Source organism: Micromonospora sp. WMMB235 (assembly GCF_001855515.1).
GTDB lineage: Bacteria > Actinomycetota > Actinomycetes > Mycobacteriales > Micromonosporaceae > Micromonospora > Micromonospora aurantiaca.
Genome location: NZ_MDRX01000001.1, coordinates 6587592 through 6608784, shown reverse-complemented (window position 1 = coordinate 6608784; position 21193 = coordinate 6587592). Strand labels below are relative to the sequence as shown.

At 75.0% G+C, this 21193-nt stretch carries 15 protein-coding genes; 7 read left to right on the top strand and 8 right to left on the bottom strand.

Annotated elements, in window-relative coordinates:
* Window positions 1-18 precede the first annotated feature (18 nt).
* The 3 genes from BFV98_RS29545 to BFV98_RS29535 are packed head-to-tail and all read left to right on the top strand — an operon-like array spanning window position 19 to window position 4537.
* Window positions 19-1014 (top strand): MoxR family ATPase, encoded by a 996-nt coding sequence (locus BFV98_RS29545; RefSeq protein WP_013287288.1) that lies wholly within the window; start codon window positions 19-21, stop codon window positions 1012-1014.
* 2 nt (window positions 1015-1016) lie between these two features.
* Window positions 1017-2171: a DUF58 domain-containing protein gene (locus BFV98_RS29540; protein WP_071098526.1), complete on the top strand. Its 1155-nt coding sequence runs from the start codon at window positions 1017-1019 to the stop codon at window positions 2169-2171.
* Window positions 2147-4537, top strand: a complete 2391-nt coding sequence (locus BFV98_RS29535; RefSeq protein ID WP_071098524.1) for a transglutaminase domain-containing protein — start codon at window positions 2147-2149, stop codon at window positions 4535-4537. Before BFV98_RS29540 ends, BFV98_RS29535 begins: the two co-directional genes overlap by 25 nt.
* 82 nt (window positions 4538-4619) lie before the next feature.
* On the opposite strand, the gene BFV98_RS29530 is transcribed toward BFV98_RS29535, so the two are convergent.
* The gene (locus BFV98_RS29530) at window positions 4620-5420 is read right to left on the bottom strand and encodes an SDR family oxidoreductase (RefSeq protein ID WP_013287291.1); all 801 of its coding nucleotides are present in this window, start codon (window positions 5418-5420) and stop codon (window positions 4620-4622) included.
* 1 nt (window position 5421) lies between these two features.
* The gene (locus BFV98_RS29525) at window positions 5422-6396 is read right to left on the bottom strand and encodes an LLM class F420-dependent oxidoreductase (RefSeq protein WP_013287292.1); all 975 of its coding nucleotides are present in this window, start codon (window positions 6394-6396) and stop codon (window positions 5422-5424) included.
* 144 nt (window positions 6397-6540) lie between these two features.
* Between BFV98_RS29525 and BFV98_RS29520 the strand changes: the two genes are divergently transcribed.
* Together BFV98_RS29520 and BFV98_RS29515 are read left to right on the top strand one after the other, a co-directional pair.
* Entirely contained in the window at window positions 6541-7752 is a 1212-nt protein-coding gene (locus BFV98_RS29520; RefSeq protein ID WP_071098522.1) for a low temperature requirement protein A, read from the top strand.
* Between the two features lie 46 nt (window positions 7753-7798).
* Window positions 7799-8638: a DUF1028 domain-containing protein gene (locus BFV98_RS29515; RefSeq protein WP_071098520.1), complete on the top strand. Its 840-nt coding sequence runs from the start codon at window positions 7799-7801 to the stop codon at window positions 8636-8638.
* 4 nt (window positions 8639-8642) lie between these two features.
* Here BFV98_RS29515 and BFV98_RS29510 read toward each other — a convergent pair whose 3' ends face one another.
* Window positions 8643-9314, bottom strand: a complete 672-nt coding sequence (locus tag BFV98_RS29510; RefSeq protein ID WP_071098518.1) for a maleylpyruvate isomerase N-terminal domain-containing protein — start codon at window positions 9312-9314, stop codon at window positions 8643-8645.
* A gap of 6 nt (window positions 9315-9320) precedes the next feature.
* Entirely contained in the window at window positions 9321-10202 is an 882-nt protein-coding gene (locus BFV98_RS29505; protein WP_071098516.1) for a phosphatase PAP2 family protein, read from the bottom strand.
* A 93-nt stretch (window positions 10203-10295) separates the two neighbouring features.
* Between BFV98_RS29505 and BFV98_RS29500 the strand changes: the two genes are divergently transcribed.
* Window positions 10296-10985 carry a DUF3159 domain-containing protein gene (locus BFV98_RS29500; protein WP_071098514.1) on the top strand — a complete coding sequence of 230 codons (690 nt, stop codon included), beginning with the start codon at window positions 10296-10298 and terminating at the stop codon, window positions 10983-10985.
* A 288-nt stretch (window positions 10986-11273) separates the two neighbouring features.
* Here the strand turns inward: BFV98_RS29500 and BFV98_RS29495 are convergent, their stop codons facing one another.
* Window positions 11274-14171 carry a glycoside hydrolase family 48 protein gene (locus BFV98_RS29495; RefSeq protein ID WP_030272767.1) on the bottom strand — a complete coding sequence of 966 codons (2898 nt, stop codon included), beginning with the start codon at window positions 14169-14171 and terminating at the stop codon, window positions 11274-11276.
* A gap of 852 nt (window positions 14172-15023) precedes the next feature.
* On the opposite strand from BFV98_RS29495, the gene BFV98_RS29490 reads away from it, so the two are divergent.
* Window positions 15024-16517: a GH1 family beta-glucosidase gene (locus BFV98_RS29490; protein ID WP_071098512.1), complete on the top strand. Its 1494-nt coding sequence runs from the start codon at window positions 15024-15026 to the stop codon at window positions 16515-16517.
* A 46-nt stretch (window positions 16518-16563) separates the two neighbouring features.
* Here the strand turns inward: BFV98_RS29490 and BFV98_RS29485 are convergent, their stop codons facing one another.
* From BFV98_RS29485 to BFV98_RS29475, 3 genes are read right to left on the bottom strand one after another with little or no spacing between them, the layout of a single operon-like run.
* A complete protein-coding gene (locus BFV98_RS29485; RefSeq protein ID WP_196806755.1) occupies window positions 16564-16977 on the bottom strand; it encodes a roadblock/LC7 domain-containing protein in 414 nt (137 codons plus the stop codon).
* 5 nt (window positions 16978-16982) lie between these two features.
* On the bottom strand, window positions 16983-19640 hold the full coding sequence (locus tag BFV98_RS29480; RefSeq protein WP_013475985.1) for a nitrate- and nitrite sensing domain-containing protein: 2658 nt from the start codon (window positions 19638-19640) through the stop codon (window positions 16983-16985).
* A 31-nt stretch (window positions 19641-19671) separates the two neighbouring features.
* The gene (locus BFV98_RS29475) at window positions 19672-21042 is read right to left on the bottom strand and encodes an FGGY family carbohydrate kinase (RefSeq protein WP_071098510.1); all 1371 of its coding nucleotides are present in this window, start codon (window positions 21040-21042) and stop codon (window positions 19672-19674) included.
* Window positions 21043-21193 lie beyond the last annotated feature (151 nt).

Sequence of the window (21193 nt, the reverse complement as noted above, 5' to 3'; positions counted from 1 at the left end):
CGTCCGAGAGGCGCATCCGTGAACACGCACGAACCGCTGAGCCAGCCGGAGGTGCAGGGCTTCGCCGCCCTGGCCGCCCGGCTGGCCGACAACGTCAACGCGGTCGTGCTGGGTAAGCCGCAGGTGGTGCGGCTGGCGCTGACCGCGCTGTTCGCGCAGGGGCACGTGCTGCTGGAGGACGTGCCGGGCGTGGGCAAGACCACGTTGGCCCGTGCCGTCGCGGCGACGGTGAAGGGGCAGTGGCGGCGCATCCAGTTCACGCCGGACCTGCTCCCCTCCGACGTGTCGGGGGTGACCATCTTCAACCAGGCCAGCCGGGGCTTCGAGTTCCACCCGGGGCCGGTGTTCGCCAACATCGTGATCGCCGACGAGATCAACAGGGCGTCGCCGAAGACGCAGTCGGCGCTGCTGGAGGTCATGGAGGAGCGGACGGTCACGGTGGACGGCGTACGGCATCCGGTGCCGCAACCGTTCCTGGTGGTGGCCACGCAGAACCCGGTGGAGATGGACGGCACCTACCGGCTGCCCGAGGCCCAGCTCGACCGGTTCCTGGTGAAGCTGTCGGTCGGCTACCCGGACGAGGCGGTCGAGGTGGAGGTGCTGCGCGGCGCCACGGTCCGCTCCCCCGACTCGCTGACCGCCGTCACCGACACCGCCACCGTGGGCGAGATGGTGAAGATGGCCCGGCGGGTGCACATCGCCGAGCCGCTCTACGCGTACGCGGTGCGGCTGGCCGCGGCGACGCGTACCCATCCGCAGGTGCGGGTCGGGGTGAGCCCGCGCGGGGTGATCGCGCTGACCCGGGCGGCGTGCGCGTACGCGCTCATCGACGGTCGGGGCTGGATCATGCCGGAGGACCTGAAGGCGCTCGTCGAGCCGGTGTTCGCGCACCGGCTGCTGCTCACCCCGGACGCGCAGGTGCGGGGTGTCACGCCCGCCGAGGTGCTGCGGCAGGCGGTCGCGTCGGTGCCGGTGCCGCTGCCGTCGGGCCAGGCCACAGCGGTGCACGGCTGAGCGTGGGGATCACCGCCCGTGGCATCGGGCTGCTCGTCGCCGCCCTGGTGCTGCTCGGCGTGGGGTTCCGCTACGCGTACCCGGAGCTGACGGTGCTCGGCGCGGCGGCCGCGGTGGCGGTCGGCTACGCCGTGGTGAACGCGGCCTGGCGGCCCCGGCTGAGCGTTCAGCGGCGGGCCGACCCGGACCGGGTGGCCCGGGGTGAGCCGGCGGCGATGGAGCTGACGGTGCGAAACAGCGGGCGGCTGCGGGCGGCGAACCTGGTGGCCGAGGACCGCTGCGCCGGGGCGCTGGTGCCGGTGCCGCTGCTGCGGTTGCGTCCGGGCCGGGACACTGTGGTGCGGTACGACGTGCCGACGCACCGGCGTGGGGTGGTGCCGGTGGGGCCGCTGCGGGTGGTGCGCCGGGATCCGCTGGGCCTGGTGGCATTGGCGCGCGGCTACGGCGGCACGGTGCCGGTGTGGGTGCACCCACGCATCCACCCGCTCTCCGCGGTACCCACCGGTGCCGGGCGCAGCCTGGACGGGCGCACCGACAGCGTGCCGCACGGGTCGATCACGTTCGACTCGCTGCGGGAGTACGTGGTGGGCGACGAGTTGCGCCGCGTGCACTGGCGCACCAGCGCCCGGGTGGGTGAGCTGATGGTGCGGGAGAACATGGACACCAGCCTGCCGCGCCTGGTGGTGGTGCTGGACAACCGTGCGCCGGCGCACCCGGACCGCGCGGGCGGTGTCGCGGAGTCGTTCGAGGCGGCGTGCGAGGCGGCGGCGTCGGTGGTGGCCGCCGCGGTGCGGGAGGACCTGCCGGTGCAGATGCTGCTCGTCGTACCGGCCGAGGTAGAGCCCGCCGGGGCGGCCGGGCCGCTGGACCGGCTCGCCGCGGTGGAGCTGGCGGACGCCGGGCCGGACGTGCTGCCCGCCGCGACCGGGCGGCTGCGCCGGGACCGGCTCGGCGACACGCTCGTCTTCCTGACCGGGCCGGGCGGCCGCGACGACCTGGGGCACGTCGGCGCGCTGCGCGGCGCGTACCCCTCGGTGGTGGTCGGGATGTTCGGCGCGGACGGGCCGACGGCGGCCGGCGCGGCGGGCCTCACGGTCCTGGACGCCGCGGACGGCGCGGCGTTCGCCGCCGAGTGGGACGGGGTCCGCCGGTGGTGACGCCGCGGACGCAGGCGGCGGTCCGGGCGTTGCGGGCCGTGCCGGTCCCGGTCGCGCTGATCGTGCTGGTCGCGCTCTGCGGCGTGGTGCTGGGCCGGGTGTACGCGGACCCGCTGCCGGCCCGGCTCATGGCCGGTGCGGCGGCCGGGTCGGTGCTGGTCAGCGTGGCCGCGCGGCGGCTGCCGTCCTGGCTGGTGGCGCCGCTGTCGGTGGCCGCGCTGGCCGGGTGGACGCTGCTGTCGCTGCGGCTGGCCGCCGCGCACGCGGCGCTGCCGGGCGGGCTCGGCGAGGTGGCCGCCGACGCTGCCCGCAACGCGATCCCGCGGCTGCTCACCGCGATGATCCCGGTCGAGCCGGCGCCGGACACGGTGCTGGTGCCGGTGGTCGCGGCGTGGCTGGCCGGGCTGACCGCCGCCGAGGTGGCGCTGCGGGCCGGGCGGGTGCTGCTGGGTTACCTGCCGCCGGCGCTGCTGTACGCCGGCGCGCTCTATGTGGTCGGGCCGAACGCGGATCCGGCGATCGGCCCGACGGTGCTGTTCGCGGCGGTCGCGGCGGCCGGCCTGGCGACGCCCGCGCGCCGCGACGGTCCGGCGCCCGATCCGGTCGCCGGTCTCACTCCTGCGGTACGCGCGGCGGTGCGGCTGCGTCTGGTGGCGGCGAGCGCGGCCGGGCTGGCAGTGGTGGTGGCGCTGGCGGCGCTGCTCGCCCCGGTGGTGGCCGCCCAGGTCGACGAGCGGCCGGTCGACCCGCGCCGCTACGTGGAGCCGCCCCGGGTGGAGTCGCTGGACGAGAACCCGCTGATCCGGATCTCCGGGTGGGCGCTGAACCCGGACCAGCGGCTGCTCGACGTGCGCACGGTTGCGGGCGCGGGTGACGGCGGGTCGCCGCGGATCCGGCTGGCGGTGCTCAGCGACTACGACGGGGTGACCTGGCGGGTCGGCGCCACGTACCGCAACGCGGGGCGGATCCTGCCCGCCGCCGAGCCGGCCCCGGACGCGGCCACCGACGAGGTGCGCCAGGAGATCACCGTCGGCGACCTGACCGGGCGGCTGCTGCCGGCGGTGCCCACGCCGCGCGAGGTGACGGGCGCGCGGGTGGCGTACGACCCGGCGACCGGGACACTGATCCGCCCGGAAGGGCTCGCGCCGGGGCTGCGGTACGAGGTGTCGTCGGTGCGGGAGCGCCCGGACGCGAACCTGCTGCCCACGGCGAACGTGCCCGCCGGGGACGAGGTGGCCCGGGTGCTGCGGGTGGCGGACGGGGCGCCGGAGCCGGTGCGCCGGCTCGCCACCCAGCTCGCCGAGTCGAACGGCGCCCCGTACGCGCGCGCCGACGCGATCGCGACGTTCCTGGCCGAGCACTACCGGGTGACAGCCGACGCGCCCAGCGGGCACGCGTACCCGAACCTGGCGTTCTTCCTGTTCGGACCGCGTAACGGCGGCGGGCAGCGGGGCACCTCGGAGCAGTTCGCCGCCGCGTTCGCGGTGCTCGGCCGCCTCGCCGGGCTGCCCACCCGGGTGGTGGTCGGGTTCGAGCCCAAGGGCGACGGTCCGGTGCGGGCCGCCGATGCGTACGCCTGGCCGGAGGTACTGTTCGACGGTGTCGGCTGGGTGCCGTTCGACCCGATGCCCCGTCCGGATGAGGAGCCCCGCCCGGTGGAGGAGGACTTCCGGCCGCAGCCGGAGGACCCGCCGCCGTCGGAGGTGCCGGCGCCCACCGAGGAGCCGAGCGTCACGCCCCCGGCCGCCGCGCCCGCGCCCGGCCGGAACGAGGGCGGGCTCGGCACGCCGGTTCTGGTCGGCGGCGGCGTGGGCGGGCTGGCGTTGCTGGTCGGCGCGGTGCTGGCCGCCCTGTACGCGGCGCGTCGCCGGTTGACCCGCTCCCGTCTGGACGCCGCCGACCCGGGCGAGCGGGTCGCGGGCGCGTGGCGGGAGCTGACCGACGCGCTGCGCCTGGCCGGGCACCCGGCGGGGCCGGACCTGGCGGCGGCGGAGGTGGCCGAGCGGGCCCGCCGCACGCTCGTCGAGGCCCGCGCGGCGCGGTCCGGAGAGGGCGCGGCCGGACCGACGGACCGGCCCGGGGACGGCGCGGCCGGTCCCACGGACCGGCCCGGGAACGGCGCGGCCGCACCCACGGACCGGGCCGGGGACAGCGCGGCGGTCGGCGGCCCGGACGAGGCGGCGGTCGACGAGCTGGCCGCCCTGCTCAACCAGGCGGGATTCGCGCCGGGCAGTGTCACGCCGGAACAGGCGGAGCGGGCCGCACGGCTGAGCCAGGGCTTCGGCGACGCGCTGCGCTCGGCCCGCTCCCGGTGGGGGCGACTGTTGTGGACGGTCCACCCGGGGCCGCTGCGGTGGCGCCGCTGACCGGACCGGCCGGGCCTCGGCGCGCGGCCCGCTGCCGCGGTGCTGCCCGCCACGCCCGAGGGAACCGCCGCGACGGCCGGGCTCAGCGGTCGGCGGCGCGCAACTTCCGGACGAGCTTGCGCAGCCCGGCCTGCCAGCCGTCCGGGTCCTCGGCGCGGCGGCGGGCGTAGTCGGCCACCTCGGGGTGCGGCAGGATCAGGAACCGTTCCTCGGCCAGCCCGGCCACGACCACGTCGGCGACCTGGTCCGGCGTGAGGATCGCCCCGGACGCGGCGATCACCCGGGCGCCCAGGTGCCCCTCGGCGAGGCCGTCGGCGAGCATCGGGGTGTCCACGCCCTGCGGGCACAGCGCGCTGACCCGGATGCCGGCGTCCCGGTAGGTGATCGCCAGCCACTCGGCGAGACCCACGGCGGCGTGCTTGGTGGCGGTGTACGGGGCGTCCCCGACCGCAGTGAGCACACCCGCCGCCGAGCAGGTGAGCAGCAGGTGCCCCTGGCCCCGGCTGAGCATTCCCGGCAGCACCGCGCGGGCGCTGTGCAGGTGCCCGAGCACGTTCACCCGCCACGCCCGGTCCCAGTCCGCGTCGGGCGCGTCGATGCCGCCGCCGGTGGCGACGCCCGCGTTGGCGCAGAACAGGTCGATCCGGCCGTGGCGGCGCTCGGTCTCCTCGACGAGCGCGCGTACCGCCGCCTCGTCGGTGACGTCGAGCCCGACGCCGCTCGCCACCGGGCCGATCGCGTCGGCTGCGGCGCGGGCCGCGTCGGCGGCCAGGTCGGCCAGGACGATCGCGGCGGCGCCCTCGGCGGCGAACCGTCGGCCCAGCGCCGCCCCGATCCCACCGGCCCCGCCGGTGATCACCACCACCCGGTCGGTCAGGTTCATCTCAGGCCGCCTTTCCGGGGGCGAGCCGGGGCAGCAGGTCCATCCAGGCCGCCGCGCCGCCCTCGGTGATCTCCGGCGTGGGCAGCACCGCGATGACCGGTACGTCGACGCCGTTGTCGGCGTACCGGCGGACGGCCGCCACGCACTGCTCGGGCGAGCCGTGCAGCACCAGCGCGTCGACCACCTCGTCCGGCACGGCGGCGGAGGCGCCCCGCCGGTCCCCCGCGGCCCACGCCTCCCACATCGGGCCGAGCGAGTCCTGGCGGCCCAGCCACCTGTGGAAAGCGGCGTACGCGGGCACCGTGAGGTAGCCGGTGATCATGCGGCGGCCCAGCGCACGGGCGTACGCGGTGTCCTCGGTGGGGCAGACGAAGATGCGGGCGGCCACGTCGAAGCCGGGCCGCCGCTCGCCCACCTCGGCGAGCGCGGTCGGCACGTCGTCGGCGGCCAGCCAGTTGAGGATCACCCCGTCGGCCTCGGCGGCGGCCAGGCGCAGCATGCCGGGGCGCAGCGCGGCCAGCAGGACCGGTGGCGGCACGCTGGGCGGCCGCTCGAGCGTGAACCGCCGGACCGCGAACGTGTCGAACGCGCCGTCGACTGTCTCGCCGCGCAACGCGGCCCGCAGGAAGCGCAGCACGTCCCGGGTCCGCTTGAACGGCTCGTCGAATCCGATCGCGTTCCAGTCCCGCACCAGCACCGGCGACGAGGCGCCGACGCCGAGCGCGAAGCGGCCCGGCGCGGCCTCGGCCAGCGCGGCGGCGCTCATCGCGAGCAGTCCCGGTCCTCGGGTGAACACCGGCGTGATCGCGGTGCCGAGGCGCAGCCGCGGCGACCACGCGGCGGCCAGGGCCAGCGGGGTGAACGCGTCCGCGCCGGCCACCTCCGACGACCAGACGTCGGTGAACCCGGCGTCGTCCAGAGCCGCGTAGACGGCGGCGTGGTCGGCGAGCGGGATACCGCCCAGCGGCACGGTCATGCCCCATCGGTTCGTCACCCGTCGATGGTGCCCGTCCAGCACCGCCCGGAGCAAGATCCAGGCGGATATGGGTGATCCGCACCGAGACGCCGGGAAAGAGTGTTACGACTGCCGCATGAGTCGGACCGGGGACGGGGCCCGGCGGTGAGGACCGCCGAGCCGACCGCGCTGCGCTCGTCCGGCGGCGGACCCGACCGGGCCACGTTCCTGGAGCTGTTCTTCGACCTGGTGTACGTGTTCGCGCTGACCCGGATCTCGGCACGCGCCTTCGAGGACCTGGTGCTGGAGGGCGGGCAGACCGGCTGGTCGGCGGTGACCGGCGGCGGCAAGACGCTGCTGTTGCTGCTCGCGCTCTGGGCCGTGTGGCAGGGCACGGCGTGGACGACCAGCCGCTACGACCCGCACCACCTGTGGTTGCAGGTCATCGTGATCACCGCGTTGATCTCGGCGATGGTGATGGGGGTGGCGATCCCGCGCGCGTTCAGCCACAGCGGCCTGATCTTCGCCACCGCGTACGTGGTGGCCCAGGTGAGCCGGCCGGCGATCCTCGTGCTGGTGCTGCACAAGCAGCAGTACCGGCGGCTCAAGCTGCGCATGCTGATCACGTTCTGCGCCACGGGTGTGCTCTGGCTGGCCGGCGCGCTGCTGCCGGGCAGCGCCCGGGTGGTGCTGTGGACCACGGCGCTGCTGCTGGAGTACCTCGCCGCCCGGTTCGGCTGGCCGCTGCCGGGCCTGGGCCGCTCGACGGTGTCCCGGTGGGACATCCACGGCGAGCACCTGGCCGAGCGCTACCAGCAGATCTTCCTGGTCGCGCTCGGCGAGACGATCCTGCTCGCCGGCCTGTCGTTCACCCGCTCCTCCACCAGCCCGGGCATGGTCGTCGCGTTCGCCGTCGCGCTGGCGACCTCGGTGCTGCTGTGGCGGATCTACGTGCAGCGGGCCGGGCAGATCCTCGGGGAGGCGGTGACCCGGGCCGCGCACCCGGCCACCATCGGGCGGTCCGCCGCCGACACCCACCTGGTCATGGTGATCGGGGTGGTCGCCACCGCGATCGGCTACGAACTGGTCATCGAGCACCCGGCCGGGCACAACGAGCTGCCGTGGATGGCCGTGGTCCTCGGCGGGCCGGCCGTGTTCCTGGCCGGCCGGGCCCGCTTCGAGTACGAGGTGTTCGGCCGTGTCTCCCCGTCCCGGCTGGTGGGGATCGCCGCGCTGCTGCTGCCCGTACCGCTGCTGGTGCGCCTCGCGCCGCTGGTCGCGGCGATCCTCGCCGCGGTGGTCCTGACGGCGGTGGCGGTGGCCGACGCGCGCCGCGCCTGGGGCCGCCCGCCGGAGGAGGCGGCGACGCCGTTCTGAGCGGCGACGCCGGTGCGGCACACCGCGACCGGGCTACGATCCGCGCGTGACCTTCTCGCTCGTCGCCCGCTCCGCCGACGGGCACCTGTACGGGGTGGCGGTGGCCAGCCGGTTCCTCGCCGCCGGGGCGCTGGTGCCTGCGGCCGAGGCACTGGTGGGCGCGGTCGCCACCCAGGCGCACGCCAACCTCGCCTACCGGGCGCAGGCGCTCGCGCTGCTGCGTACCGGCGTCACCGCCGGCGACGCGGTGGCCGGGCTGGTCGCCGCCGATCCCGGCCGCGACGACAGGCAGCTCGCCGTGGTGGGGGCGACCGGTGACGGGGCGACCTGGACCGGGCCGCGCTGCCACCCGTGGGCCGGCGGGCAGGCCGGCGACGGCTGGGCCGCGCAGGGCAACATCCTGACCGGCCCGCAGGTGATCGACGCGCTGCGCGACGCCTGGCTGGCCCGCGACGACCTGCCGTTCCCGCAGCGCCTGCTGGCCGCGCTCACCGCCGGTGACGCGGCCGGCGGCGACCGGCGCGGCCGGCAGAGCGCCGCGATGCTCGTGGTGCAGCGCCACGGCGGCTACGCCGGCACCGGCGACGAGCTGGTGGACCTGCGCGTGGACGACCACGTCGACCCGGTCGCCGAGCTGCGCCGCCTGCTCGGCATCCACCACATGCTGTTCGGCCGCCCCGACCCGGCCACGCTGCGTGACCTCACCGGCCCTCTCGCGGCCGAGGTGACCGAGCTGCTCGCCGCCACCGGTCACCCGGTCGGCCCGGCCGGCCTGGACGACGCGCTGGCGGCCTGGACCGGCCTGGAGAACCTGGAGGAACGCTTCGTGCCCGCCCGGATCGACCCGATCGTGCTGGAGCACCTGCGGCGGTGCGCCGGGCGCTGAGCCGTCAGCCGCCGAAGGCCAGCCGGCCGATGCCGGCCCGCGTCAGCTCGGCGCGCTCGTCGCCGGTCAGCGGCAGCCGCCCGGTGGCCTTGCGGAGCACGGTGAGCGCGTCCCACCGCAGGCCCGGCGGCACCGGCACGCCGCCGGTGAGCACGCCCACCACCACGTCCGCCGCGGCCGGGGTCAGCCACGGCGGCCCGTCCAGCGCGTCGGCCAGGTCCAGGCCGTGCACCGCGACCTCCACCACGCGGGTACGCAGGAACTCCGGCAGCGCCATCGCGTCACCGTGGCGGGTGCGTACCACCCGGCCGGGCGGCGCTGCGGCGACCGCCTCGCCGGTGGCGCGCCAGGCTCGGGCGAACTCGTCGGCCACCTCGGCCGCGCCCGGGTGCTCCCGCGCGGCCCGGCGGGCCGAGTCGATGCGGTCCCGGTCGACCGGCGGGCTGAACTTGGCCGCGCCGAAGTAGGCGGCGGCGTCGACCTCGGGCCGGGGCGGCGCGGGTTCGGCGAGCATCCCGGCCAGGCGTCCGGCTCCGGTGCTCACGTGCGCGACCAGGTCACGCACCCGCCAGGGCGGGCACGGGGTGGGCCGGTCCAGCGCCGCGTCGTCCAGGTCGCGCAGCACCCGTTCCAGGCGTTCGCACTCGGCCCGGAACGCCTCCCGTACGGTCCGCACCGGCGGTCAGCCCTTCCAGCGGGGCACCAGCCGGTGCACCACGACCAGCACCAGCGCGGCCACCACGGCGATCGCGCCGACGATGCCGGCCGCGCTGCCCGCGTACCCGATGAACAGCGGACGGCGGCCGAGCGCCTCGACGGGGATGGTGGAACGGTCCACCAGCCAGGACAGCGCCACCGCGGAGGCCAGCAGGGCCACCACGCCGATGCCGCCGAGCACGGCGCCGGCCACCCGGTGCGCGTCGCCCGGCTCGACCACCGCCTGCTCCCGCTGGAAGAACAGCAGCACCAGTCCGGCGGCGGCGGCCCAGGCGCCCACCACCAGGTACGCGGCGACCGCGTCGCTGGGCCGGTGCCAGCCGGCGGAGAGCGTGGCGACGCCGGCGGCGGCGGCGTACCCGGCGCCGAGGAACGCCCCGGCGACCCGCAGCTTGCGCGGCAGCACCAGGATCAGCGCGACCGCCACCGAGGCGGCCACGGCGGTGTGACCGCTGGGCAGGCTGTTGCCGGCGGCGGCCCGTTCCGGGTCGATGCCGAAGTCGGGACGGACCAGGTAGTACTTGAGCAGCTGCGTGGTCACGTTCGCGCCTGCGATGAGCAGCGTCGCGGTGACGGCGAGCGCCTTGCGCCCCCGAATCAGCGCGATGAAGCCGATCACGGCGGTCGCGGCCAGCAGCGACACCACCGACATGGCGTTGAGGATCGTGTCCACCGGACCGTCGATGCGGTCCTGGCCGATCCGGTTGCCGGTGAGCGCCACCGTGTCCAGCCACTGGCCCAGTTCGGTGTGTACGGCGAAGCGCCACACCAGCCCGAACGCGGCTGTCTGGATCAGGGCCAGTACGACCAACCAGACTGCCGTCCAACCCCTCGCCGTCTCCCGCACCCGGACAACTTAACGGTAGGTCCGCTCCGGCGCGCGGCGGAGCGCCATCGGCGGCGGCGTACGGTGAGGCGGGCGATTTCGAGGAGGTGGCGCGTGACCGGCACGCCACAGCGGCAACCGGAGGACGGGCCGCGGCCGGAGTCACTGGCCGACCTGCTCGGCGGCCGGCGCGGGGCGGTGGACGCGACGCTTCCGCCACTGGCGTTCGGGCTCGGCTGGGTGCTCGGCGGGCTGGGCGGCGGCGTGCTCGCGGCGGTGCTGACCGGCACGGCGGTGGCCGGCTGGCGGTGGCGGCGCGGCGACCGTCCCCGCTCGGTGCTGGTCGGGCTGCTCGCGGTCTGCGTGGCAGCGCTCATCGCGTTGCGCACCGGCAGGGCCGCCGACTTCTTCCTGCTCCAGATCGCCGCCAACACGGCGAGCGCGCTGGCCTGGGCGGTGAGCATCGTGGTGCGGTGGCCGCTGCTGGGTGTGGTGGTCGGCACGGCGCTGGGCCAGCGGACCCGGTGGCGGCGCGACCCGGCGCTGCTGCGGGCGTACGGCCGGGCCAGCTGGGTGTGGGCCGCCACCTACGTGCTGCGGGTCGCGGTGTTCGTCCCGCTGTGGCTGTACGGGCAGGTGGTCGCGCTCACCGTGGCGCGGGCGGCGCTGACCTGGCCGCTGATCGCGGCGGCGCTGGCGGGGAGCTGGGTGGTGATCCGGCGCTCGCTGCCGGCCGGTCATCCGGGGCTGCGGCACCCGATGGACCCGGCGGGCACCGACGGTGTGGCGGCGCGCACAGAATAATGGAGAGGCCGCCACGGGGGGAGCGGCCTCTCCGTCAATTACGTTACTCCGTCCAGGGCCCGGATGTGATCCCGTGGACCGCTGAATTTTCCGTGCCTTTTCGCGCCATGGGTCGTCGCCGGGCGGAGTGGTGGGCCGGCCGGTCCGCTGCGTCGGCCGGACGGCCGGCCCACCCGGCCTGACCGTGGGCGTCAGGCCGTTCGCCGACCCGGCCGCTCCGTTCCCCCATCGGCCGGGTCGGCCTCCTCCGCAGGCGGGCTCTCACCCGCCTGCGGAGGAGGGGTCACCTCACCCCTGCGGGAAGTAGGTGCCGTAGTCGGCGTACGCCATGGCGATGTCCGCCTGCGCCCAGAACCGGTGGTAGTTGAAGACCGGCTCGGGACCGCCGTCCAGGTACGCCTGCACCTTCGGCCAGTCCGGGTCGTTCTTGTAGAACGAGCGGATGTCCAGGAAGCTCTTGCCCGGGGCGATCGCGTCGCCGTTGGGCATCTTCCCGGTCCAGCCGTTGGGGACGTAGAGACCCTGGCCGTCGGCGGCGTTGTAGACGTCGTCGAAGCGCTTGTAGTCGCCGCGCTTCTCCGGCGTCGAGACGCCCTTGCTGTCGGCGGACGCCGAGAGCGCGTCCAGCAGGCCCTTGGCGGTGTTCTTCGCCGCGGTGTTGCCGGACTTGGCCGCGTACGCGATGAGCGTGCGGGCGTAGGCGCCGGCGACGCCGACGTCCTGACCCTTGACCGTCACCTCGACGTGCAGGTTGGTGTTCGGCTGCGGGCTGCTCGGGTTCCAGTTGGCCGGCTGGCCGGTCCACTTCATGTCCGACGGGATCGACCAGTTGGTGCCGACCGTGGTGTTGGCGATGGCCCACGGCACCCACTTGTCCAGCAGCGCCTTGGCCTTCGCGTTGCCGGTCTCCAGGTAGAGCTCGGCGATGCGCTGCATCGACCAGGCCTGCATGCCGAACCACTGGTTCGACGGCGGGTCGTTGTAGACCGGGTCGACGTCGTAGTACATGCCGTAGAAGGTGGCGGTGCCGGCCGGCGGCTGGGCGTAGCTGCCGTCCCAGCTGTTGGTGGCGCCACCGGCGATGCCGCCCTCGGCGGACTGGAGCCAGGTGTAGAACTCCAGCTGCCGGTCGAGGCTCTTCTGCCAGTCGGAGACCGCGGTCGGCGACTTCGGCTTCAGCTCCGCGACGTTGGTCATGGCCCAGGCCGCGAACGGGTTCTGGTAGCCGAAGTGGCTGTGGCTGGAGCCGATCCGCCACGACCAGTTCTGCGAGGCGTCGTACGCGCCGCCCCAGGCGTAGTACCAGGAGAGCAGGTAGTGCGCCGAGTCACGGCCGCTGCCGGCCGGGCAGGTGGACGCCCCGACGCAGTTGCCGATCTTCTTGAAGTACTTGTCGAACAGCGCGTAGCGCAGGTAGTCGCCCATCTTGGCGGCCTTCGCCACGGTGGCCGCCACGTCGGCCTGCTTGCCCTGCGCCTTGGCCCAGGTCAGCGCCCAGTAGGCGGCCTGGACGGCACGCGCGTCGGCGTCCGGCGCGTTGGTGTACTTCCACTGCTTGGCCGGGGCGCTGGACTCCTTGACGAACAGGTCCAGGTAGCCGTTCGGGCCGCCGTGCTTGAACGTGTCGCAGGACGGCTGCGGCACGGTCTCCCACACCGACTCCTGGGTGCCCCGCTGGAAGGTGTTGATGTACGCGGGCCGGGTGGTGCCGTCGCCGCAGCGGCCGTAGCCGTAGGTGTTGTCCACGTCGAGCAGCCAGTGCATGCCGTAGATGTCACCGGTGCCGTAGGTGGACTGCAGCTCCGAGCGCAGCGGGTCCTGGCCGACCGGGACGCTGGCCTCCAGCGCCGACGGGTACTGGCTGGGCAGGTTGTGCTCGGCGGCGTACTGCGGAGTGCCGGGCGAGCCGGCGGTGGCCTGGTCGGCGTGCGACGGGATGATGTACTTCTCCATCACCGTCCAGGCGTTGTTGAACGGGGCCCAGTTCTGGGTGACCCGGCCGTACTGCGCCTCCAGCCAGAGCCAGAAGCTGAACGCCTCCGAGGTGGTCTCGTGGCCGTGGTCGGGCGCCTCGACGATCAGCGTCTCGATCGAGTGGTACGGCACGCCCTCGGGGCTGAAGTAGCCCGAGTTCTTGATCTTGCCGTACTGGTCGAGGAACTTCTTGATGTAGGCGTTGTCGCCGCCGGGGGTGTCGTTGTCCGCCTCGGTGGCGACGACGGAGATCGGGGCGTAGCCGGTGGCCGACGCGGTGATGGTGGCGGTGCCGCCGACCGTGTCGGAGTCCTCCGCGGCCGAGACCGTGGCGGTGACGCCGGTGCTCCAGTTGCTCGACGTGAGCGTCAGCGTGGACGGCGAGACGGTGATGTCGCTGTCACCGGTGACGGCGAGGGTCACCGGCACGCTGGCGGTGGGCGCCGCGCTGAGCGTGTACCGGACCGTGGCGCTGCCGCCCTCGGCGACGGTGACCGCCGACGGGCTGGCGACCAGCTTCGGCCCGCTCGCCGCGGTGACCGTGAACGACTTCTCCGAGACGGCCGTGCCGCCCGCGTTGTCGTACGCCTTGGCCTGCACGGTGTAGCTGCCGGCCGGCAGGTCGAGCAGGTCGTAGCCGTACGGCGCGGTGGTGTCGGTGTTGACCAGCAGGCCGTTGCGGTAGAACTCGACCTTGCTGATGGTGCCGTCGGCGTCGCTCGCGGTCGCGGTCAGCGGCACGTCCGCCGGCGCCTCGAACGGGCCGGACGGCACGCTCAGGGAGACCGTCGGCGGCTGGTTGGTCTGCGCGCCGTTGCAGGCGACCCCGTTGAGGGTGAACGCGGTGGGCTTCGGGTTGCTGCCGCTGTAGCTGCCGTTGAAGCCGATGCTGGTGGACGCGCCGGTGGGCAGGCTGCCGTTCCACGACTCGTTCGTCGCGGTGACCTCGCTGCCGGACTGGCTCCACCGGGCCGACCAGCCCTGGGTCACGCGCTGGCTGCTGTTCGGGAAGGCGAACTTCAGCGACCAGTTGTTCAGCGCGTCACCCAGGTTCTTGATGGTGACGTTGGCGGTGAACCCGTTGTTCCAGTCGCTCGTCGCATAGGTCACGTCGCAGGCGGGCGCGGCCTGTGCGGCACCCGCGGGCAGGGCCACCCCGCCTATGACGAGGGCGGTGGCGGCGACCATCGCCGTACGGCGACGTCTGGCCAGAAGTCTCATGTGGGCGGTGTCTCCTCGGACCGGGCCGGGACCGTGGGCCCCGGCAGGGCGCCTCCACGCGCCGACGGGGCGTACGCGGGGGGACGGAGGCGTCCGGAAAGGTGGTCGTCCCGGCCGTGCCGGGGATCGGGGCGCCGCACCGGTTCGTCACCGGGTGCCCTCGGCGGCCCGCGCTCGCGTTCACTGGCTCCGCGTGGCGTGACGAGAGTGTGACATGGAAGCGCTCCCACCACAACGGCCAGCGCAGATACGCGCTTCCATGTTTCGATCTCGTTTAGGGGCTTTTCCAAACCCGTGACGGGCGTTACAGTCGCAGCATCGCCGATGGGAGCGCTTCCATCGACGGTGATACAAGTACTGGATCGCCGGGTGCACCCGTGCCCGGCGCGGCCCAGAGGCCGACGGCGGACCAGCCCGGACGCCGCCGCCGGCCGTCACCCGCCAGACGGAGGGAGGTGGAACCAGAGCCACTCGCGTGGCCCGGCTCCCGCGCGACGCGCACGACGGACGCCAATTCCACTTCGTGCGTGTGTGCACCATCGTTGGGGACGGGGGTTGCCCTCCCCCGTCCCCACACTAAACCCCCGTTGTCGACGGCAAAAGAGGCCGACGGGACAGGCGTGACACGCCACCCGGACGGCCTTTCTCGCTATCCGCCCCACCCCTCGCCGCTCACGCCGCCGCGAGCGACGTTCCCGAGCGACGCCCCCGCCCACCCACTTTCCGGCCGCCCGCCGGCCGCGCCGCACCTCGCCGCGACCGCCGGATCGGGGCCGGCCGCTCCCTGGCTATGATGGGAGCGCTCCCGGCCCAGGGCGGCCCGTCACTCCGAGGAGAAACCTCATGTCGTTACTCACCCGACGGCGCCTGCTCCGCCGCGCCGCCCTGTCCGCGACCGCGGCCGGCGCGGCCCGGACCGGGCTCGCCGGCACCACCGCGGCGGGGGTCGCCGCAACCACAGTCGCGCTCGGCGGCTGCGACAGCCCGCCCGAGCGCACCACCGACCCGGAGCCGGACCGCGGGCTGCGTTTCCCGGACGGCTTCGCCTGGGGTGCGGCGACCTCGGCGTACCAGATCGAGGGGGCCGCGAAGGAGGACGGGCGGGGTGAGTCCGTCTGGGACACCTTCAGCCGCACGCCGGGCCGGATCCGCAACGGCGACACCGGCGACGTCGCGGCCGACCACTACCACCGGTACGCGCAGGATCTGGACCTGATGCGCGACCTCGGGCTGCGCAGCTACCGCTTCTCCATCTCCTGGCCCCGCATCCAGGCCGACGGCTCCGGCCGCCCCAACCAGCGCGGCCTCGACTTCTACCGCCGCCTGGTGGACGGGCTGCACGAGCGCGACATCGCGCCGATGGCCACGCTGTTCCACTGGGACCTCCCCCAGGCCCTCCAGGACGCCGGCGGCTGGGAGAACCGGGACACCGCCGAGCGCTTCGCCGAGTACGCCGACGTGGTGTTCCGCGCCCTCGGCGACCGGGTGCCGGTCTGGCTGACCGTCAACGAGCCGAAGACCGTGGTGCAGAACGGCTACATCTGGGGCCACCATGCGCCGGGCATCCGCGACGAGGACGCCGCGTACCTGGTCGCCCACCACCTGCAGCTCGCCCACGGCCTCGCCGTGCAGGCGCTGCGCGCCACCGGCCTCACCGGCCGGATCGGCCCGGCGCTCAACCTGCACCCCTGCTACCCGGCCGACGACTCCGCCGAGTCGGCCGCCGCGACCCGGCTCCACGACGGCTACGAGAACCGCCTCTACCTCGACTCGATCTTCAAGGGCGCGTACCCGCAGGACGTGGTGGACGACCTCGGCCCGGACAGCCGGATGGTCCGCGGCGTCCGCGACGGCGACCTGAAGATCATCTCCAGTCCGGTCGACCTGCTCGCCGTGCAGTACTACACGCCGATCTACGTCACCGGCGACGGCGGCACGGTCCGCAAGTGGCCCACCTCCGAGGCGGAGTGGCAGCAGATCTACCCGGAGGGCATGTACGACATCCTGACCCGGGTCACCCGCGACTACGGCCGGGTGCCGATCACCATCACCGAGAACGGCCTGCCCTGCCCCGACGTGCCCGGCCCGGACGGCAACGTCGACGACGCCGGGCGGGTCGCCTTCCTGCGCGACCACTTCGCCGCCGCGCACCGGGCCGTCGGCGACGGGGTGCCGCTGGAGAGCTACCACGTCTGGTCGCTGCTGGACAACTTCGAGTGGGCCGAGGGGTACGAGCAGCGCTGGGGCCTGGTCTACGTGGACTACGCGAGCCAGCGGCGGGTGCTCAAGCGCAGCGCCCACTGGTACCGCGACGTGATCCGCCGCAACGGTCTGTAGGCCACGGCTGCCCGGCCGGCGCGACGCCGGCCGGGCACCGGTCACCTCAGCGCGGCAGCGCCTGCTGGAGTTCGGCGCGCAGCGCCGGGGTGAGCATCTCGCCCGCCTGCTTGGCCAGCCGCGCCATCTCGTAGCCGACCACGCCGATGTCGGCGTCCGCCCCGGCCAGCGTGGCCAGGATCGAGCCGTCCCGGATCTGCATCACCAGGAAGTAGCCGCGCCCCATCTCGACCACCGTCTGCTTGACGACGTCACCGTCGAACATCTGGGCCGCCCCGGCGGTGATGCTCATCAGGCCGGAGGTCACCGCGGCGAGCTTGTCCGCGTGGTCGCGCGGCAGGTGCGCCGAGATCGCCACCAGGAGGCCGTCGGAGGACACCACCACCGCGTGCGCCACCCCCGGAACCCGCTCGGCGAACGCGTTCACCAGCCAGCTCAGGTCGCGTGCCTCCTGGCTCAACGTCGTCACTGTCGTCGTCCTCCTTCATCGCGCGGCAGGTACATCTCGGTGGTCTCCTCGGCCTCGGCCCGCCGTACCCCGCTGTAGAGGCGCGACAGCATGCCGCCGACCGCCTCCGGGTCCGGCTCGTGCCGCACCGCCGGACGGTCGGCCGGGGCGGCCGAGGCGAGCTGGGCCATCGGAACGCGTACCGGCAGGCCCCGCTCGTTCGTCCCTCCGGTCACCGGCGTCGCCGCCGGTGCCGGCGTCACACCCGGCGCCGGCGCGGCCGGGCCCTGCCGGCTGAACCACCCGCCACCGGCCGCGCCGGCGTCCGGCGTGAGCACGTCCTCGGCCCGCCCCGGGCGGGGACGCGGCACGGTCACCGGCGCGGCGGCCGGTACCGGCGCGGCGGCCCCGGCATCCGTCCCGTCACCCAGCGGCCGCCCGGTCAGCGGGGACATCGGCAGCGCCGCGGGCCGGCCCGGCGCCGGACGCCAGCCGGCCACCGGCAGCTCGGCGGTCGCCGCGGCGAGCGCACCGGACGCGGCGACCGGGCCGGTGAGCGCCGGCTGCGACGTCCCGCGCGCGAGCCGGGCCGGCGTCGCCTGGACCACCTCCGGCGCGGGCGCCTCGGCCAGCAGCTCGACCGGGATCCGCACCCGGGCCACCAGGCCCTCCCGGCCCGCGCTCAACCGCACCCGTACGCCGTGCCGGGCGCTGAGGTGGCTCACCACGAACAGACCCATCCGTTCCGAGGCCGACACGTCGGCGGCCGGCGGCTCGGCGAGCACCGCGTTCGCCTCGGCCAGCGCCGACGGGCTCATGCCCAGCCCTTCGTCGACGATCTGCACGAGCGCGCCCCGGCCGTCGGGCTCGACGACCACCCGCACCGCGGTGTCCGGGCGGGAGAAGGCGGTGGCGTTCTCCAGCAGCTCCGCGAACAGGTGCACCAGGTCGCCCACCGCGTGCCCGACGACGTGCAGGTCGGTCCGGTTCTCGTGGCGCACCCGCTGGTACTGCTCGATCTCCGCGCTCGCGGCCAGCAGCACCGCGCCCAGGCCCACCGGGCGGTTCCACCGCCGGGTCGACTCCGTGCCCGCGAGCACCAGCAGGCTCTCGTCGTTGCGGCGCATACGGGCGGCGAGGTGGTCGAGCTTGAACAGGTTCTCCAGCTGTTCCGGGTCGCTCTCCTCGCGTTCGAGTTCGTCGAGCAGTTCCAGTTGCCGCTCGACGAGCACCTGGCTGCGCCGGGCCAGGTTGACGAACATAGCGTTGACGTTGCGCCGCATCATCGCCTGCTCGACCGCCACGTCGACGGCGCTGCGGTGCACCGCCACGAACGCCTCCGCCAGCTCGCCGATCTCGTCCTGCGAGTCGATCACCGAGGGCGGTACGTCGATCGCGCCGATCGGGCGGTCCACAGTGCGCAGCCGTTGCAGTGTCAGCGGCAGGTCCACCTGCGCGATCCGCAGCGCCTGGCCGCGCAGCTGCCGCATGGCGCGGGCCACCGACCGGCCGACCAGCAGCGAGATCAGCACCGCGACCAGGAGCACAGTGGCGATCCCGCCGGCCACCAGCAGCGTGTCGCGCAGCTGGCGGGCGCTGGCGTCGTCGGCCTGGCGTACCGCGTCGGCCACGATCTCGCTCTCCAGCTGGCGGAACAGCTCCTGCCGCTGCTCGCTGGCCGCCCACCACTGGGTCGCGTCGAGCAGGACCGGCTTCGCGTCACCGCCGGGCAGCGTCCGCTCCTCCAACCGGGTCGCGGCGACGAAGGCCGGGTCGACCGAGGTGCGGTCGTAGCGGCGGATCTGGTCGGCGGTCGCCGCGACCCGGAACGCGCCGAGCGCGGTGAGCTGCTGGGCCCGCAGGTCGCTGAGCGTCACCTGGTCGTCGGCCTCGTACCGGCCGGACCGGGCGGCGGCGTAGAGCTCGGCGCGGATGCGGGAGGACAGCTCCTTCACCCGGGACAGCTGCACGTACCGCAGCACCGCCTCGGTCAGCTCCTGCCGCCCGCTGCCGGGCGACGGCTCGGCCAGCAGGCTCAGCAGCGCCGCGATCGACCGGTGGTAGTTGCTCAGCACGGTGTCGCTGGAGAGCACCGCCGGCGCCACCGCCGCCCGGATGTTCACCACCTGGTCGTACGCCTCGAGCGCCTCGGAGTAGGAGACCCGCCAGGCGGCGTCCGCGTCGGCCAGCGGCGCGGCGGCGGCGCGCAGCTCGGCCATCGCCCGGTCGGTGGCCTCCTGGAGCGGCTTGAGCGCGGCGACCGCGGCGTCCCGGTCCGCGCCGGTGCCGGCGCGGCGCAGCGCGGCCAGTTCGCCCGCGGTGCGGTCCCGTTCGTGCTGGAGCCGGTCGACGGCGGTGGAGATCTGCCGGCCGATGCCGACCTGCTCGGCGAAGGCGCTCAGCGTGGTGGTCTGCCCGACCAGCCCCCGGGTCTGGATGCCGGCCAGGACGAGGAACGCCAGAGAGGGGATCACCAGCACCGTGGCGAGCTTGGTTCCCATCCGCCAGTCCCGCAGCCGGAACCCGGAGCGCCGCCGGTGCGGCGCAGGGGCCGCACCGCGAGCCGGGTCGGGAGCTGCGCCCACGGTTGCCTCCTCGTCCCGCCCCACCACGTCGGGGAGCGGAGTCCATCCAATCAGGCCGTCGGTCGGTGTCAACGGCCGCCCGGACGGCATGACCAGGACGGTCAGCGCCTCGGGTGGACGGTCACGCGTGCGAGGCGGCCTCGTCCGTCCGGCCGATCCCGGCGATCTCGTCCGCCTCCGTGAGCCGGCCGAGCGCGACGAGCGCGGCGCCGGTGGCGCCGATCTCCGGGTTGCGTTGCCAGCACACCCGGCGGGGCGCGAGCACGTCGAGGAACGCCCCGCGCCACCACGGCGAGGCGGTCAGCGCCCCACCGCCGAGGATCACCTCCATCGGCTCGCCGATACCGGCCTCCAGCAGCGTCAGGTCGTCCGCGACGAGCCGGCACAGGCCGCTCATCAGCCCGGCCAGGATGTCCACGGCTGTGGTGCCGAAGCTGAGCCCGCGCAGCTCCCCCGAGCCCGCCGGGGCGACCCCCGGTGGCCGGTCGCCGCCGAAGCGGGGGTTCGCCCGCACCGAACCGGCGACGCGATCGAGCGCCGCCTCCAGCTCCGTGCCCTCCGGCAGCCGCAGCTCGCGCGCCGCCCAGGCGAACAGGTTGCCGCCGCTGGAGTACGCCGCGCCGGTCACCACGTGGTTGTGGTCGACCCGGTACCGCCAGAGCTGCTCCGGCAGCGGCGGCGGCTCCGCACCGGCCGGCACGGCCTGGATCATGCGGACCGCCGCGGAGGTGCCGACTGTCACCGCCGCGCGGGTCGGGTCGACGCAGCCCGAGCCGACGTTGGCGGCCGCGCCGTCGCCGACCGGCGGCGCCCACCGCGCGGCGGCCAGCTGCGGCCAGCGCCGCACGTACGCCGCGTTCAGCCGGCCGTGCCAGCCGTCCGGGGCCAGCCGCAGCATCTGATCCGGGCGTACGCCGGCCAGCTCGCACGCCTCCGGATCCCAGTCGAGGCGGCGCAGATCGAGCAGCCCGGTGCCGGAGGCCAGCGAGATCGACATCGGCGCGTCGTCGAGCAGCGTGCCGAGCACGTACTCGGCGAGCCCCGTGAAGCGGGCGGACCCGTCGACGCGCTCACGCAGCCAGGGCAGCCGCACCGACCAGTAGCAGCGGTGCCACCAGGTGCCGGTACGCCCGTGGAAGTCCGCCGGGTCGGCCGGCCCGGTCACTCCGGGAAGCGGCTCCGGCCGGGTGTCCAGCCAGGTCAGCACCGGCCCCGACGGTGTGCCGTCGGGCGCCACCGGCAGCACCGAGTGCCACTGCGCGGAGGTGGCCACGAGGTCCACGTCCCGCAGGTGCCCGCCGGCGGCCAGCTCGTCCAGGCACTCCACCAGGCACGCCAGGTAGGCCGGGCCGTCGAGCGTCCCGCTGCCGTCGTCCCCGGTGACCAGGCGCACCCGGCGCCGGGCCAGCGCGCCCGGGCGCGGCACGGCGTCCGCGTCGAGCACCAGGCCGCGCACCGAGGAGGTGCCCAGGTCCAGAGCGAGAATGTCCATCGCCGGTCAACCTACCCGGCGGGACCGGCGGTCACGCCAAGATCCGTACCCGGTGACGCGCGATCGGGTTCCACGGCGCCTGCCGATCGCGTACAGTGATCGTCATGCCCGCGCACCTGTCCTGCTGGTGGCCCGCCGACCCGGCGGCCCA